The sequence below is a fragment of the Streptomyces sp. NPDC101393 genome (genome assembly GCF_044767385.1).
Classification (GTDB): domain Bacteria; phylum Actinomycetota; class Actinomycetes; order Streptomycetales; family Streptomycetaceae; genus Streptomyces.
Genome location: NZ_JBIWNU010000011.1, coordinates 259542 through 275188, shown reverse-complemented (window position 1 = coordinate 275188; position 15647 = coordinate 259542). Strand labels below are relative to the sequence as shown.

The 15647-nt window shown below is 68.9% G+C and carries 16 protein-coding genes and 1 tRNA gene; 12 read left to right on the top strand and 5 right to left on the bottom strand.

All coding sequences use genetic code 11. The annotated features are described in order from the left end of the window. Window positions 1-271 precede the first annotated feature (271 nt). The 3 genes from ACIRQ7_RS31850 (at window position 272) to ACIRQ7_RS31840 (ending at window position 3005) form a co-directional block, all read left to right on the top strand. Complete coding sequence (locus ACIRQ7_RS31850) at window positions 272-1048, top strand: LPXTG cell wall anchor domain-containing protein (protein ID WP_404266082.1); 777 nt, start codon at window positions 272-274, stop codon at window positions 1046-1048. Between the two features lie 108 nt (window positions 1049-1156). Next, window positions 1157-1759, top strand: coding sequence for a hypothetical protein (locus tag ACIRQ7_RS31845; protein WP_404266081.1), 603 nt, complete (start codon window positions 1157-1159; stop codon window positions 1757-1759). Between the two features lie 472 nt (window positions 1760-2231). Next, the gene (locus tag ACIRQ7_RS31840) at window positions 2232-3005 is read left to right on the top strand and encodes an SDR family NAD(P)-dependent oxidoreductase (RefSeq protein WP_404266080.1); all 774 of its coding nucleotides are present in this window, start codon (window positions 2232-2234) and stop codon (window positions 3003-3005) included. Window positions 3006-3232: 227 nt separating this feature from the next. On the opposite strand, the gene ACIRQ7_RS31835 is transcribed toward ACIRQ7_RS31840, so the two are convergent. Further along, complete coding sequence (locus ACIRQ7_RS31835) at window positions 3233-4162, bottom strand: ScbA/BarX family gamma-butyrolactone biosynthesis protein (RefSeq protein ID WP_404266079.1); 930 nt, start codon at window positions 4160-4162, stop codon at window positions 3233-3235. A 209-nt stretch (window positions 4163-4371) separates the two neighbouring features. Between ACIRQ7_RS31835 and ACIRQ7_RS31830 the strand changes: the two genes are divergently transcribed. Further along, window positions 4372-5034, top strand: a complete 663-nt coding sequence (locus tag ACIRQ7_RS31830) for a ScbR family autoregulator-binding transcription factor (RefSeq protein ID WP_404266078.1) — start codon at window positions 4372-4374, stop codon at window positions 5032-5034. A 328-nt stretch (window positions 5035-5362) separates the two neighbouring features. On the opposite strand, the gene ACIRQ7_RS31825 is transcribed toward ACIRQ7_RS31830, so the two are convergent. Together ACIRQ7_RS31825 and ACIRQ7_RS31820 are read right to left on the bottom strand one after the other, a co-directional pair. Then, entirely contained in the window at window positions 5363-6058 is a 696-nt protein-coding gene (locus ACIRQ7_RS31825; RefSeq protein WP_404266077.1) for a ScbR family autoregulator-binding transcription factor, read from the bottom strand. A gap of 468 nt (window positions 6059-6526) precedes the next feature. Further along, window positions 6527-6599, bottom strand: a tRNA-Trp gene (locus ACIRQ7_RS31820). A gap of 445 nt (window positions 6600-7044) precedes the next feature. Between ACIRQ7_RS31820 and ACIRQ7_RS31815 the strand changes: the two genes are divergently transcribed. The 6 genes from ACIRQ7_RS31815 (at window position 7045) to ACIRQ7_RS31790 (ending at window position 12979) form a co-directional block, all read left to right on the top strand. Beyond that, window positions 7045-7512, top strand: a complete 468-nt coding sequence (locus ACIRQ7_RS31815; RefSeq protein ID WP_404266076.1) for an ankyrin repeat domain-containing protein — start codon at window positions 7045-7047, stop codon at window positions 7510-7512. 227 nt (window positions 7513-7739) lie between these two features. After that, window positions 7740-8627: an aminoglycoside phosphotransferase family protein gene (locus ACIRQ7_RS31810; protein WP_404266075.1), complete on the top strand. Its 888-nt coding sequence runs from the start codon at window positions 7740-7742 to the stop codon at window positions 8625-8627. A gap of 42 nt (window positions 8628-8669) precedes the next feature. Continuing rightward, a complete protein-coding gene (locus tag ACIRQ7_RS31805; protein ID WP_404266074.1) occupies window positions 8670-9233 on the top strand; it encodes a GNAT family N-acetyltransferase in 564 nt (187 codons plus the stop codon). 811 nt (window positions 9234-10044) lie between these two features. Further along, window positions 10045-10554 (top strand): alcohol dehydrogenase catalytic domain-containing protein, encoded by a 510-nt coding sequence (locus tag ACIRQ7_RS31800; protein WP_404266073.1) that lies wholly within the window; start codon window positions 10045-10047, stop codon window positions 10552-10554. Continuing rightward, window positions 10551-11909, top strand: coding sequence for an MFS transporter (locus ACIRQ7_RS31795; protein ID WP_404266072.1), 1359 nt, complete (start codon window positions 10551-10553; stop codon window positions 11907-11909). Before ACIRQ7_RS31800 ends, ACIRQ7_RS31795 begins: the two co-directional genes overlap by 4 nt. Before the next feature lie 38 nt (window positions 11910-11947). Next, window positions 11948-12979 carry an NAD(P)-dependent alcohol dehydrogenase gene (locus tag ACIRQ7_RS31790; RefSeq protein WP_404266071.1) on the top strand — a complete coding sequence of 344 codons (1032 nt, stop codon included), beginning with the start codon at window positions 11948-11950 and terminating at the stop codon, window positions 12977-12979. 132 nt (window positions 12980-13111) lie between these two features. On the opposite strand, the gene ACIRQ7_RS31785 is transcribed toward ACIRQ7_RS31790, so the two are convergent. After that, window positions 13112-13579, bottom strand: a complete 468-nt coding sequence (locus ACIRQ7_RS31785; protein WP_401478285.1) for a Pycsar system effector family protein — start codon at window positions 13577-13579, stop codon at window positions 13112-13114. A 687-nt stretch (window positions 13580-14266) separates the two neighbouring features. Between ACIRQ7_RS31785 and ACIRQ7_RS31780 the strand changes: the two genes are divergently transcribed. After that, window positions 14267-14623, top strand: a complete 357-nt coding sequence (locus tag ACIRQ7_RS31780) for a PRC-barrel domain containing protein (RefSeq protein WP_404266070.1) — start codon at window positions 14267-14269, stop codon at window positions 14621-14623. Between the two features lie 261 nt (window positions 14624-14884). On the opposite strand, the gene ACIRQ7_RS31775 is transcribed toward ACIRQ7_RS31780, so the two are convergent. Next, window positions 14885-15133 (bottom strand): hypothetical protein, encoded by a 249-nt coding sequence (locus ACIRQ7_RS31775; protein WP_404266069.1) that lies wholly within the window; start codon window positions 15131-15133, stop codon window positions 14885-14887. A gap of 262 nt (window positions 15134-15395) precedes the next feature. Between ACIRQ7_RS31775 and ACIRQ7_RS31770 the strand changes: the two genes are divergently transcribed. Then, entirely contained in the window at window positions 15396-15551 is a 156-nt protein-coding gene (locus ACIRQ7_RS31770; protein ID WP_404266068.1) for a hypothetical protein, read from the top strand. Window positions 15552-15647: the final 96 nt, after the last annotated feature.

Sequence of the window (15647 nt, the reverse complement as noted above, 5' to 3'; positions counted from 1 at the left end):
CGCAACGGAGCCGGTGTCCGAGGGCGGTGCCCGTACGCCCGCCTCTCCCGACTCGCCCGATGCCGCAACACCGGCGGACCGGCCGGCCGATTCCGCAACGAGCGGCGGCGGAACGGATAACCCCGGCGAGCCCCGGCTGCCGGGCGAAGCCGCTGCCGGTGGCTCGGCAGTCCAGGACCGCGACGGGGCAGCCCGTCCCGCCCCCGGGAAGCCGCCGAAAGCCGCCGGGACCGTCGAAGGGACCACTGAGGGGAGAACCGGCGCGGGTGGTGTGACGGGTGGAGGCAAGGCCGCCGGTGATGCCGATGGCGCGGGTCAGTCCTGCGCGTTCGAGTCCGATCAGTTGGAGGTGGCGGTCCACGGGCTGCCGCACCAGCTGACTGCGGGCGGCGCCTGGACCACCTTCTCCATGGCCCTCACCAACACCACCGGCAAGCCTCTGGAGGAGGTGCAGCCCTTCCTGCTCGTGTCCTCCGCCGAAGATGTCGACCGGCCGTACTGGGAGCTGGAGACGGAGTACCGCGACGCCAAGACGGGGCGGTGGAAGACCTTCCATGACGCGACGCCCGACGACCTGTTCGGCTTCTTCGCCGTCGGTCCGCGCAGCACCGTCACCCTCCAACTGCGCACCCACGTGGTCAAGGACGCCAAGCCCGGCGCCGGGTACGCGCTCGCCGCCGGCGACTACCGCAACCGCGACGGTTCCTGTGGTTCGGCCAAGGAAGCCTGGTACGACTTCACCATCCTCCCGGCGGGCGCGAAGCCGACGCAGCCCCCGACCTCCAAGCCGAGTGAGCCGGGCAAGCCGGGTGGCACGGCCGAGCCCGGCCCGAGCGCCGCACCCGGCGGCAATACGGGAGGTTCCGACACCACCGGTGGCCTCAGCCCGCAGAGCGGCGCCCACCTGGCCGCGACCGGCTCCTCGTCCGCGCTCCCGGCGATCGCCCTCGCCGGCGGAGCCGCCATGGTGGTCGGCGCGGGTGCGGTCATCGGCGTGCGCCGCCGGAAGGGCACGGCCGGTCCGGGCGCCGCGGACGTCACCGCGTAGCCCCACCATTCCTCAAAGAACCTGATAACCCATGGATCCACGGCCTGAGGACTCAATGACATGGGAAACAAGGCTCCAGGGGTCCGAAGAACCGGGAAAGAGAACTTCATGAAACTGCGCCGCGCCCTGTCGGTCTCGGCCGCGACGGCCGCCCTGCTCCCCGTGGTGATGGCCGCCGCGCCCGCCTCCCAGGCGGCCCCTGCCGCGGACATCCCGACGTGCTACGACCTCGACACCGCCTATGGGCAGTACCACGACAACACCTTCGTGGGCCGCTCGTTCGGCATACCCAAGTCGATCACTCTCGGCACTCATTGGACGACCTACACCGCCACGCTCACCAACGCCTCGGCGAAGGAGCTGAAGTCCTTCGAACTCAGCGCCAAGCTGGGCAGTTATATCTACAACGAGGGCGAGCGCGACCTGAGCCCGTACGGCGATCTGCAGTACTGGGACACCTCACAGCGCGCCTGGAAGACGCTGCGCGAGGCCGATGGAAACGCCCGCGGCGCCATCCCCGGCCCGAAGGCTCTGAAGCCCCGTGAGTCCGTCCATGTGCAGCTGCGGTTCAGGGTGAGCAAAGACCTGCCCCTGGACCAGTCGTACGACGCGTTCACCAGCCTCACCGGCACCTTCGTCGACCGCTACCGCGACATGGACTGCACGGCCCACGGCGACGCCGGCGGCGGCTTCTTCCCCCGTAAGGGCTGAGATCTGAGGTGGGCTGCCGCCGTCGCGGCCCGGCGGCGGCAGCCCCCTGGAGCCCGTCTTCACACGCATCTTGCTCAGAGCAGGCAGGTTGGATGCGAGGGTGACCGCTGCTTCGTAGGAGGCAGCGGTCTTCTCGTTCCTGGCGACGTATCACCCCACCGGGATGCGTCATTCGACGATCTTTGACGACGGCCCCTGGGCGAGTCGCTCGCTGTTTCAGGTGGTCAGGTCAATGGTCGGCGGGCCACCGCGGAGCTGAACGCGCACCACGCAATCGGCGGGCGCGATGTCAAGTCTCCGGCGGTGAATTCTTCACTTCAATGTGACATCGGCGATCGGAATCCGTTGACTCTCCTTTTCGTATCCTGGGATCGAATCATGCGATTCTCGGACCCTTCGGGGTCCCGTTGTCATATTGATTCCATAGCCATTGATTGTGTTGCGGCCGAGAGGCGTGTGGCAGAATGCGGCCGTGACTACCCAACATGGCCTTCTCGCCGATAAAGTTGTTCTGATCACCGGTGCCAGCAGTGGTATCGGGGCTGCCGCGGCGCGGGTGTTCGCCGCGGAGGGCGCGCAGCTGGTCATCGCCGCCCGGCGGGCCGACCGCCTGGACGAAATCGTCACCGAATTGCGCGGAAAGGGCACGGAAGTGGTGTCCTCGGTGATGGACATTGTCCGGGCGGATGACGTGCGCCGGGCGGTGGACCTGGCAGTGGAGACATTCGGGCGCCTGGACGCGGCCTTCAATAATGCGGGAATCGGCGGGGATCAGAATGCCATGCATCTGATGGATGACTCGGTCTATGACTCGATCATGGAAACCAATGTGCGTGGCACCTGGAATTGTTTGCGCTACGAGATCCGTGCGATGCTGGAGAATCCGGCCGGCGGAGCGATAGTGAACAACAGCAGTGTGGGCGGCCTCCAGGCCATTCCCGCCGCAGCGCCCTACGTCGCATCCAAGCATGCGGTGGTCGGACTCACCAAGGCAGCGGCGGCCGAATACGCGGCTCACGGAATTCGCGTCAACAGCGTGGCCCCGGGCGTCACGCGCAGCGAGAACATCATCGACTGGTTCCAGCGGAATCCCGAGCTGGAGGCGGAATTGCACGCGGCGACCCCGCAGGCGCGGACGGCGCGCGCCGAGGAGATCGCCGAGGCTGCCGCCTGGCTGTGCAGCGACCGCTCGTCGTTCGTGACCGGCGCCATCATGCCGGTCGACGGCGGATACAGCATGGTGTGACCCGCCGCCGAAGGTGCCGGGTGAGAGCCGAACGCGGCTGGTGGGAAAGAGAGTTGACGGCGCGTCTGCTCGACAGGGGAGGTCGGGTTTCGCGCAGGTCGACAGTAGGCCCCTGGCAGTCGCGCTCGCACGCGACGGCCGCACGCACCGCGTCCGGCGGGCGCGCGCCGTCGGGGCCGTCGGGCCGTTCCCGATGGCCGGCGCGCCGTCACGGGCCGGAAGACGGCTCAGATGGCGTGGTGCGGGCGCCCCGTGAGCTCCGTCCTGAAGACGGGCCGGCCGTTCTGGTGTCCGGTAACGGTGACGACCGTGGTGGTGGGGCCCTTGGTGTCGACCTCCGCCTCGATCCAGCAGGGGCTGTCGAATTCGACGTAGCGGTCGAAGGTCGTGGTGACCGAATGGGGGAGGAAGGCGCCAGGGGAGGTAACCAGGCGGGCGGCCTGGTGCGCGGCCTCGATGAGGACCAGCCCGGGGACATGGTCGACGGCGTGATCGTAGAGGATCTTGTTGGAGAAGTCGTTGCGCAGCTGCCAGCGGTGGGGCTCGGTGGTGGCAGCGAGCACCACCTCGGAGTCGGCGGCCCGGCCCACTCTGACCGCCGGAACGGGTGTGGGCAGCGGCGGCTGTTCATGGACGGCCTGCGCGTGGTCGCCCCGGAGCCTGCGGTAGACCGCGGGGGCGATCCACTCGAAGTCGGTGGCGCCGGTGCCGATCGACCGGCCGCCCGACCGGATGTCCATGTCCAGGCGGAGTCCGGTGAGACGGCGGTTGGTGCGGTGATTGTTGGTCTTGCAGGAGACCACGATAAACAGGTCGTCCGGTTTACTTCCCGTCGGCTGCGACGTCGTATCCAGCGCGAAATCGAAGGTGCGCAGCAGCGTGGCGTGATTGCTCGGCGCGCCGAAAGCGGCGTGCGCGAGCACCAGCCCGACCTGCCGGATGGTCTGCGCCACGACCAGGGATTCGTACCGGGTGCCGAGTCCGGGGACGGCGCGGCCGGTACCCGGTGGCCACTTGGCGGTGAGGGTGAACGTGGAGTCGTCGACCTGGGTGTAGCCGGTGACCAGTACGTATGCGTCGAAGCTGAGATGGACGAGCTCTTTGGGGACCGCCGAGGCGGTCGGCGCGGCGGTCGTCGACCACGGTGTGGCGCCCACTGGTTCAGATCTTTCTGCGGATCTCGACATGAGCACTATCTGGGACACGACTCCCCCTGGGGCGGTGACCTGCATCCTGAGTCGGCTGTTGGGCCGATGTTAAGATACGTACTACCCGGTTTGATTTTCAACGCATTGACGTCGAAGAGTACGAAAGCCCTGTCGGCAGGATGCAGGAGCACAGCAACACGACAAGGAGTGAGGTGCCCATGGCGCAGCAGGCACGGGCGATCCAGACTCGCCGCGCGATCTTGCAGGCGGCCGGCGCGGTCTTCGACGAGCGGGGTTACGACGCGGCCACCATCGCGGAGATCCTGGCGCGTGCGGGGGTCACCAAGGGTGCCCTGTACTTCCACTTCACGTCCAAGGAGGAGCTGGCCCGCGGAGTGCTCGGCGAGGCCCTCACCACCGAGGGGATCCTGCCGCAGGAATCCAAGCTGCAGGAGTGGGTGGACGTCGGCATGGTGATGGCGCATCGGCTTCCGCGCCAGCCGCTGCTGAGCGCCGGTATCCGGCTCTCCGTCGACCAGCGCGGCCGTGATCTGTTCGGCACGTCCTGGCCGGGCTGGATCAACTTCATCGCCGGCCAGTTGGAGATCGCGAAGACCCGCGGAGAGGTGCTGCCGCACATCGTGCCCGAGCAGACCGCGATGCTCTTCGTCGGCGCCTGGACCGGAGTGGAGATCGTGAGTTCGGCCGTGGAGAAGGGCGATCTGGAGCAGAAGATCGCCTCGCTCTACGACCATCTGCTGCCCGGTATCGCAGTTCCGGGTGTGCTGAGCCGCCTGGACACCGCGCCGGACCGTGGCGCCCGGATGTGGGAGGCGCATCAGAAGTCGTTCCGGGAGGGCGATCCGCTCGTCAACGCCTGAGGCGAGGGGGAGTTGAGGGCGTCGGGGTGGTCGAGGTGGTCGGGGGCCGAGGAGTGACGGGTGGGGCCGGCTGTCCAGTCGGCTCTCTGTGTGCGCGGGACGGTCACGGGTTGGCCAGGTGCGGACAGCCGGCGGGACGTGGATGCCGGGAGCCGCGAAGCGCGTACGAGCTGCGCCTTCCGGGCCGCGGAGCACAGAGCCGCGAAACATGGAGCCGCGACGCCCAGAGGTGTCCGCAGACCTGATGAGCCGGCTTCCCGAGTCGGCTCAACTCCGCTGGCCCGACGGCCGCATGGGAGTGCGGCCGTCCGCCACGTCGTCGCTGGTGTCAGAGCTGAGGCTGAGGCTGAGGTGTCGGGGTGGCCCGTTCGCCCGCCTGAGCCAGGCCCACGCCCTCGCCACCCGTCAGCACGGTAGCTCCCGAGGGCTCCCACCGGCCCAGTGTGTCCGTCGCCGCGAGCCGGGGAAGCAGAGTGCGCCACAGCCCGGCGATGGACTCGTGCGAGAGCCAGCTCGCATCGTCCCGGCCGAGCACCTCGAAGCCGACGGTCACACCCACGATCATCGCGACCAGGCCCTCCAAAGACGAGCCCGGCTCCACCGCACCCTGCGCCTCGGCCCGCCCGAGCAGCTCGCGCACGCAGTCCGTCCACTGGCGGCGCAGGTCCAGCTCCGGGCGTTGCAGCGCGCCGCAGTTGAGCTGGAAACCGGCCCGGACCACGACATCCTGGCGCAGTAGACGGGCCAGCACGTGTGTGGCGTCGATCAGGGCCTGGAGTGCCTGCGAGTTCTTGCGCTGGACACTCTGGGACAGGGTGTGCAGGGCCCGGGATGCCTCCGCCTCCACAGCTGCCGCAACGGCAGCCTTCGTCTCGAAGTGGAAGTGCAACGCGCCGGTGCTCACGCCCGCCCCGGCGCTGATGGTGGAGAGCTTCGCCTGGGCGTAACCGAGTTGGTCGAAGGACTGGGCCGCGGACCGGATCAGTGCGTGCCGGGTGCGCGCGGACCTCAGTTGACGTGTCATCAGTGGCTCCTGCCGCAGATCGGGTCCTGCGCTTTCCCGGCCTCGGAGGCAGGTGAGGCGGCGGCATGCGACGTGGCCGCCTGACGCGAGGGGTTCATCATGGAGCTATCAAACCAACCAGCTGGTTTTGTTCAACTGTCTGTACGCGATCTCCGCGGAAATGGCGCGAATCATCGACAAGAAGGGTGCTCGTGAGCTGGATCCGGTCCGGAATGTGCCTGATGTGGATGAACCCAGGGGCTGCCCCGGCAGCAGACCAACCACTTGGTTTGTTATTTGGGTCCCGAAAGGGTGGGGCGGGGGGCTCGCGAGCGCAGGGAGAGTGACGGCGCGAGAGCGGGATGGTGAGAGGGCGGGATGGTGAGAGAGCAGGATGGCGCGCGGGAGTGCGCGAACTGATCGGTGTCGCGGCGGAAGGCGGTCCACCGGCCCGTCGCCCGCGGGAGCATCCCGCGCCTCGGAACGTTGCAGGGGAGGCAGGAGTCGAACCTGCGGCATCCGGTTTTGGAGACCGGCGCTCTGGCCTCTGAGCTACACCCCTTCGATGAATTCGATGACGCCAGCTTCGCAGACGAGGCTCAGCGGATGCCACCGATATTCGAATATTGCGAACGGGGCAGGACGGGCGGGACGGCGCGTGGAGCGCGCCGGCGGCCCCTACGGGTGATGCCCAGGAACGCGCCCTGTGTGACGGGTAGTTGGTGGAGATGGGCGGAGGTGGGACCCTCGCGCGCTGTCGACGGGCGCGCCTGGTGGGCAGCGCGGCAGGCCGGAAACAGCACATTTTGCTCGCCGACGACGTGCGGTGCGTCATGACGTCGGAATCACGCGCGGTGACGGACAACGGGAGGCTGCAGGGCAGCTGTTCGCTGCGTAGCGAACGTGCTGATTGCCACCCCCTACGCCCCCTACGCCCCCTACGCCCTCTACGCCTGGAAAAATATTGGCTGGCCCCGCCGCGTAACAGGCCGCTAGCCTCGGCGCCCATGAATCAGCGGCAGCGGAAGAAGCACTCCCGGAACCTTGTCGAAGCGATCCTGCTGAGTGATGTCACGCGAGTGAAGGCGCTTCTGCGGGCCGGGGCCGACGCGGAGCGGGCGGACCGCGACGGCATCACCCCGCTGTATCTGGCATCGGTCAATGGGCAAGCCGAATTGGTGCGCCTGTTGCTGGCTGCCGGGGCCTCCCCGGACACCGAGAGCAACGCGCCCGGCTTGGCCGGCACGCCCCTGTGCGCGGCCGCCTGTTGGGGGAGCACCGAGACCGTGCGCGAACTGCTGGCGCACGGCGCCGATCCGAACCTTCGCGAAGACCACGGCACGGGGATCACCCCGCTGAAGTGGGCGAACGAGGGCGGCCATGCCGAAACTGCCGCTCTCCTCGTCGCGGCGGGAGCCTCCCCTGGGGGAACCGCAGATCTGGCAGGAGCCGCTCCGGGGAGCACCCTCAGCTGAGAGAGCACCACCGTGCCGGGCGTTCGATCGATGACGTATGCGCGGGCGGCTGAAGGCCTCGCCGAACTCGGCATGGGCCCCAGGCGGAAGTCCACGTGGTTCTCGCGCAGCCGCGCAGCCGCGCAGCGCGAAGGGCGTCTCCCTCACCTCAGCATCGCGCTTTTTGTGGAGACCCTGTGGGGGAGCGACAAGGACGAATCCGAAGAGTGAGGACGATCGGTCGAGTCATGGCCAAGATGCATGCAGACGAAGCAGAGACCGACGCGGACCTCGTCCAGCGGTTGCTCAGCGCTCAGTTCCCCCAGTGGGCGGGCCTGCCGATCCGGCGCCTGCCGTCCGGAGGGACGGTGAATGCGATCTACCGGGTCGGCACGGAGCTGACCGTCCGGCTTCCGCTCACCGCGACCGGCACCGAGGTGCTGGACCGCGAGGCCCGGTGTCTGGAGCAGTTGGACCCCTTGGTGCCCGTCGTCATCCCGGCGGTCGCCGGGATCGGCGTGGCCTCGGAGGACTTCCCGTCGGCGTGGGCCGTCCATCGGTGGATCGACGGTGAGGTGCTGGTCGAGGGCCGGGTGGCCGCGCCCGAGCCGCTGGCCCGCGACCTCGCTGCCTTCGTCACCGCCCTGCACAAGGTGGACCTCGACGGAGGCGCCCCGGCCCACAGAGGCGCACCCCTGGTCACCGCTGACACGGAAACCCGGACCGCGATCGAGGACCTCCGGCTCACGGACGAACCGTTCGATGCCGACGCGGCCCTCGCCGCCTGGGAGGCGGCGCTCGCCGTCCCGGCTTGGCCGGCGGCGCTGCGCTGGATCCACTCGGACCTCATGCCCAGCAATCTGCTGGTCGTCGATGACCGTCTTGCCGCGGTCCTCGACTTCAGCACCGTGGGCACCGGCGACCCCGCCGCCGACCTCATCCCGGCATGGAACCTGCTGCCGCCCTCCGCACGACAGGTCTTCCGCGACTGCGTCGACGTCGACGACGACACCTGGGCCCGGGGCCGCGGCTGGGCATTGTCCATGGCGGTCACCCAACTGCCGTACTACCGGCACACCAACCCGGTCATCTCCGCCAACGCCCGCTACGTGATCGGCCAGATCCTCGCGGGCTGAACGGACCCGGCGACCACAAGACCAGCAGGAAGGCCCCACACGGTGAACGACCAAGGAGACCCCGGCCGCGCTTCCGCCCTGGGGCCCGTGACCCTGGAGACCGACCGGCTCCACCTCAGGCCTTTCGTCGCCACCGACGCGGAGGCCGTCCACGCGGCCTGCCAGGACGCGGACATCCAGTACTACACGCCGGTGGCTTCACCGTTCCGGTACGAGGACGCGGAGAAGTACGTCGGGGAGACCGCACCCCAGGGCTGGGCCACCGGCCGCGACTTCATCCTCGGCGTCTTCCGCAAGGACAAGGACGCCCTGGTCGGTTCCTTCTGCCTGACCAAGATGTCCCAGGGCGTCTACGAACTCGGCTACTGGGCAGCCCCTGAGGAACGAGGGCAGGGGCTCTCGACAGAGGCCGCGCGGGCGATGTGCGAATGGGGCTTCACCGCACTTGAGGCCCACCGGATCGAGTGGTGGGCGATGGTCGGAAACACGGCCTCGCGCGCCCTTGCCGAGAAACTCGGAATCACCCTCGAAGGAACCCTCCGTAACCGCAGCTTGGTCAACGGCCGTCCCCACGACTGGTGGGTGGGCGGCCTCCTGAAGCCCTGACGAGGCAGAACACTTCAGGTCGGTCGGTCGGCCGGTCGGTCTGCCCGCTCGTTCGCCCGTCCGTCTCGTCGCGAAATCGAGGTGCCGGAAGATCTCCTGCTGATCCGCGATCGACCCCTTCGGTGAGGCGTACTCGCCGATGTCGTGCCGTACGGATGCGGTGTGCCCGTCGGCGACCAGCGTGAGGTCGTACCGGCGGCTCAGCGTCTGCCGCGCCGTCGTGTCCCCGCAGATTTCGGTCGCGAACCCGGTGACGGCCGCCTCGCTGACTCGCAGCGCCCTCCGGGGCCGGTCGAGGTCGGTGCCGGGAGCCCGCCCGCGCCGGTCTTGTGGATGGCCAACTCCTCTTCGCCGGCGTCGAGTTCAGCCAAGACCCGCCCGCCGCCCGCGCCCACCGCCATCCCGTGCGGGCCCCGTCGGACGCGCGTGCCGACCGCCGGCACGGGTCCCGCCCGCCCGGTGGACCGGCCGTGCAAGTCGACGGATGCGGCGACGTGGGGGAGGGACGAGAGGAGGGGGTGGAGGACACACGGACACACGCGGGACCTGCGGGACGGTGGCCACGGAACACACGGAACACACGGGACGCACAGGACACACGGGGCGATGCGCGGGACAGTAGCCCAGACCCCGCACCCTGGGCCGCATCGGTCATGACCGCCAACGTCCCTGGACCTCCCGTGCTGCGTGCATCGCGCCTGTCTCCCGCAGTCGAACCTAGCGCAATGCGTCCATTGCGTAAACGCTTGCGTAAGCGTTTACGTCATGGTTACAGTCCCGGGCATCCCACGAGGCGGCGAGGAGCGAGCTGATGCGTGCAGTGCTGGTCGGTGGTCCCGGGCAGGTCACGGTGATCGACCCTCCTGATCCCACGCCGTGCCCGGGTGAGGTGATCGTCGAAGTGTCCTCGCGCGGCCGGTGCGGCCCGTTCGGCACGGATCCGTGCGCCCTCGGCGGCCAACTCCCGTCCGCGTACCGCGCGTTGGTGCCGGTGTGTGAGAGCGCCGGCCACGTCGTCGCCCAGGGAATGGGCGTGACCGGTCCGCCGGTCGGCACCCGGGTCGCCGGCGACCCCGGTACGCCGTGCGACACCTGCGATGACGGCCGCACGGGGCGGGGTGACCTCTGGCGCGACTACCGGGCGGACGGCCTGATGAACCGCTTCCGGTCCACCACGGACCCCCTCGCCTCCCGTCTCGCCCCCGCCCCGCAGGTCGGCGCCATCAGCACGCTCGACGGCTTCGACAAGGCCGTGGCCGCCGTCAGGACCGGTACCGGTCGCACGATCTCCGTAGCGCCGACAGAGGTGGCACAGGCATGAAGTTCACGCAGGCATCCCGGCTTTTTGAGGCGCCGGAGACGGCGGGACGAACTCCGCAGCCGCAGTATCCGCTGGACAGGATCGGCATCCCCAAGCCGCTCTTCTGGGGCTACGTCGGCCTGTTGTTCTTCATGATCGGCGACGGCATCGAGACCAGCTATCTCTCCAAGTACTTCGCGAGCGGCCTGGGCTTCTCCGAGACCGGCGCCGGCACCATCATCACCATCTACGGCGTCACCGCCGCGATCGCCTCGTTCCTGGGGGCCGGCGTGCTGTCGGACCGCTGGGGTCCGCGCCGGGTGATGGCGATGGGCGCGGGGGTATGGGGGGTCTTCCACATCCTGATGCTCGCGGTGGCCATCCCGGCGCACAGCTACGCCCTCGTCCTGACCACGTACGGGATCCGCGGCTTCGGCTATCCGATGTTCGCGTACGGATTCCTGTCCTGGATCATGGCGGTGGCGCCCAAGGCGCATCAGAGCAAGGCCGTGGGCTGGTTCTGGTTCTTCTACAGCTCGGGCTACCCGATCATCGGTTCGTTCCTCTTCGCCGCGGCCATGCCGTTGATCGGCTTCTACTCCACGCTGTGGCTCTCCCTGGCGGTGATCGGCGCCGGCTCCCTGATTGTCCTGCTCCTGGTGCGCGAACGGACGGGGTTCACGGGTCTGGCGCCCGGTCGCGATTCCCGCTCGGAGCTCGCGGGAACCTTCAAGATCCTCTTCGAGCGGCCGAAGCTCGGCATCAGCTTGATCATCCGGCTGATCAACACCACTCCCTCGTTCGGCATGTGGGTCTTCATGCCGTTCTTCGTACGGGACCTCGGCTTCAGCGACGGCGAATGGAACACCCTGCTCGTGATCATGATGGTCACGAACCTGGGCGCCCTCCTCGTCTTCGGCGTGCTCGGCGACAACTGGAGCGGCCGGAAAACCTGTGCGGTCTTCGGCGGTGCGCTGGGCGCCGCCGGTTGCCTGGTCTGCTACTACCTGCCCGCGGCGGCCGGCTACAACTTCCCGATCGCCGCCCTCGCCGTCGCCGTCTACGGAGCCGGCCTGGCGGGCTATGTGCCGCTCCCGGCGATGATGGTCGCCCAGGCACCCGAACGCCGGGGCCAGGTGATGGGCGTGTACACCCTGGGCGCCGGGCTGAGCGTCGCCGTCGGACCGCTGATCGGCACCCTGTCCTACAGCACCTGGGGCTTCCAGGGCCTGATGTGGATCTACGCAGCGCTGCTCCTGCTCAACGCGGTGCTCTGCATGTTCGTCACCTCCCCGGGGGACGGAATGCCGCAGGAGGTCGATGCGACCGAGGCGCGGCGCACCGTCGAGCCGCCCGCCGTGCAACCGTCTGCCTGACCGCTCTTCCCTACTCGCCTGAAAGGCCGTCACCCGTCATGTCCCAGATCCCCGCCACCATGCGTGCCGCCGTCCTGCACGGCCCCGAGCGGCTCGTGATCGAGGAGCGCCCCGTACCGGCACCGGGTGCGCACCAGGTCCTGGTCCGTATCGACGCCGTCGGCACCTGCGGCTCCGATGTGCACTACTTTCGGCACGGCCGGATCGGCGACTTCGTCGTCAAGGAACCGATGATCCTCGGGCACGAGCCGTCCGGCACGGTGGTTGCCTGCGGGCCCGGAGCCACCCGCCACCAGGTCGGCCGGCGCGTCTCCATCGAACCGGGCACCCCCTGCGGCACCTGTACCGAATGCCGGCTGGGCCGCTACAACCTCTGCCCCGAGATGGTCTTTTACGCCACCCCACCGGTCGACGGCGTCTTCTGCGAATACGCGGCGGTGCACGAGGAGTTCGCCCACGCCGTACCCGACTCGCTCAGCGACGAAGCCGCCGCACTGCTCGAACCCCTCTCGGTGGGCGTGTGGTCGTGCCGCAAGGCCCGCGTCGCCCCGGGCGACCGGGTCCTGATCACCGGCGCGGGGCCCATCGGCCTGGTCGCCGCCCAGACGGCCCTGGCCTTCGGCGCCTCCGAGGTGCTGGTCACCGACATCGTCCCCCACCGCCTCGATGTCGCCCGGGAGTTCGGCGCCACCGCCGTCGACGTCTCCCGTACCTCGCTGGCGGAGCTCGGCCACGCCCCGAACGTCCTGCTGGAGTGCAGCGGTGTCCCCGCCGTCATCAACGAGGCGATCCGGACCATGGCCAGGGCAGGCCGCGTCGTCCTGGTCGGCATGGGCGGAGACGAGGTGCCATTGCCGCTCGCCAAGGTCCAGAACTACGAGCTGGAGGTCACCGGAACCTTCCGCTACGCCAACACCTGGCCCACCGCCATCGCGCTCGCCGCCTCCGGCCGCGTCCGGCTCGACCCCCTGGCCACTCATGGCTACGGCCTCGCCGATGCCGAACAGGCCCTCACTGTCGGCGCCCGCGACCGCACCGCGATCAAGAGCGTGATCTATCCCCAGCAGTAAGGGCACGAGGCCGCCGCCGCGTACGCTGTGACCGATGGCGCCCTGGCGAAGCGGAAACAGGCTCTTCGGCGACAGCTGCCCCGGACTGCGGTGGCCCTTGCGTTGGCGGGAGACCCCGTCCCGACGGCAAGCTCAGGCCGCTGCGACGAGGAGAACCGCGAGAGTCAGGAGAGCGAGCCCGGCCAGCATGCAGTCCACCGCGGCCCGGATGAGTCGAAACTTCCGCTTGGCGAGTACGGCCATGAACCTCAGGTGTTCCACCTGGTAGCCGGCGGTCAGCAGATCACGTAATTGATCGGTGCTCAGCCCGGACCAACTCGTCCAGCCGTTGCCTCCGAGGTAGGGGCGGACCGCGACCAACAGGATCACCGTCGAGGCGAGGAGCGCAGCGGCGGCGAGGGACGCTGCCACGGCCGCCGGAACCGTCGGGTGGAGGCTCGATGCCGACGAGGCCAGCGCCACCAGCGCGGCTCCGGACAGTGCCAGCAACAGGCTTGCCTTGGCATCGGTGCGAGCCAGGTCGGCCTGAAGAGAGGTGACCGTCGCGGCGATACGGTCCTGCGCCGACTCTTGCTGCGGATCAGGTGCGGTGGTTGCCATCGGTGTGCCCTTCCTTGCCGCCGACTCCAACGTGCCCAGGGCCTGCCGACCGCCCGGGAAGGCTCTGCGCAACCATCGCGAGACAGTTGAGCATGTGCACGACTGCGACGACAGGGCTGTGTCCAGTTGGTGACCTCACCACTGGCGACTCGGCCCCTGGGGAGAAGTGATGGGTCCTGTCGCGGCAGCAGTTCGACCGAAGCCGCCCCCCGGGGTGGTTGACCGAAGCCCCCGCCTTGGGTCGGCCGTCAGGTGACCGTGTCCGGGGCGAGGTCGGTGCCGGTCGGTGAGTGCGAGATGCTCATCAGTTGAGTGGCGTAGTCGAGACGCGGTAGCTCACCTCTGTCTCCACCTCATGCGCGCGTAGGAGGTGCTTCCTGCGGCGGCCGATGCGTGAACGTGTTCGGGAGCCCAACCTGCCTTCGTGTGGGGTCAGTTCGGGCGACCAGGCGTGCTGGTGTGCGCAAGGCGTCCGAACGCGTTGCAGGGCAGGGAACTCCCTGAGCCCAGGTGAACGGGTACGCGCAGGCCGACACGGAGCGGCGAGTAGGGCCAATGGGGAGAGAGGAGGTATACGTTCCGTGACGGAGGGTAGGGGAGGCGCACGGCCGGGGCGGACCACGGCGGCGGTCAACCTCGTGGAGCCGCCCCGGCCCGTACTGCACACAGCAAGGAGGAGTGACCGTCGTGAACAGCATCTGGACGTACGCTCCGGGCATGGACCTGCAGGACAAATCCCTGACGGGTTTCACCGTGGAGGCGAGCGACGGGACCGTCGGGCAGGTGGAGCGTCAGAGCGACCAGCCCGGTGCGCACCACTTCGTCGTCGACACCGGTGTCTGGGTCTTCGGCAAGAGCCTGCTCATCCCGGCCGGCCTCGTGACCCACATCGACCCCGCGGCGAAGGTGGTGACCGTCGCCCGTTCCAAGGAGGAGATCAAGGCGGCGCCCCGCTTCACGGTCGACAGCCAGACCACCGACCCCGGCTACTTGGCCGACGTCGGCACGTATTACGCAAGGCTCCCCGCGCCGGCGCATCACTGACGCGGACCGTGCCGCCCGCCGACGCTGAACGCACATCCTGTGGCGTTCTCTCCCGCTCGTGCTCCCGACTCGGGTAGCGGCAGGAAGGGAAGGCGCCGGCGGCGCGGCCGGGCAAGCTTGTGGGCAATCCGGAAGGTCGTGCCCGCAAGCTTGCCCAGAGCCGTGACCTGCGAGGGGAAGCCGGCGTCAGCCGGGCTGAAGTAACTGACGCCCGCCCGTTGGCGGAAGGATCCGGGCGCTGCCCCCGAAGCCAGGTGAGGCCTAGAGGCCTGTGGAGCCCGGGGTCTGGCCCTGCTCAACACCCGCGGGCTCGAAGCCCGACATGTCGTTCTGCGGCTGCCCGGCGTTCTCGAACCCGGCGGGCCCGGAGTTCCCGTCGAACGGGTTGGCGCTGCTGCCTGTGATCTGTTGCTCGACGTTGCCGGACGCAGGCTCGTCGGCCGATGCGGTCGGCGCGAGCACACCGAGGAGCACGATGGCTCCTACCAGGACGGAAGTGGTTCGACGCATAACGGTTCCTTGCCGTGAGACGACTGATGTCCCATCAGTTTCGGTGACGGAGATGCTCAAAACCTCACATATCGGCGTGAATCGGCGTCAATGTCCGTCGACTGGGGGAGTCGGGGCCGTCAATGGTGCACAGGAACTGCGGGTGCGGATCGGGTCGCCGCCATCGGTAACTGACGTCTGGTCACCAAAGTTCGAGGCTCGTCGACCGGACGCCGGCCAACCGTCGGAACGCCTACCCGCCAAGGGGAGCGGGGGAGCGTCATTGCCTGACGGCGCCTTCGCCGAGCACCGTCCGCCGCTGTTGAGCCCCGCCTACAAGATGCTCGGCGGCGCCGCAGGCGCCGAGGAGGTGCTGCAGGAGGGCTCCCTGCGGTGGGGTGCGGTCGGCCCGCCTTCGGTCCAGCATGCGCATGCCTAGCGGGTGCGCGTGGCGACCCGGCAGGCCCTCAACCACCTGCGCGCGGTCGGGGTACGGCGTGCCGAGTGCGTCGGCACCTGACTGTCCGAGCCGGCG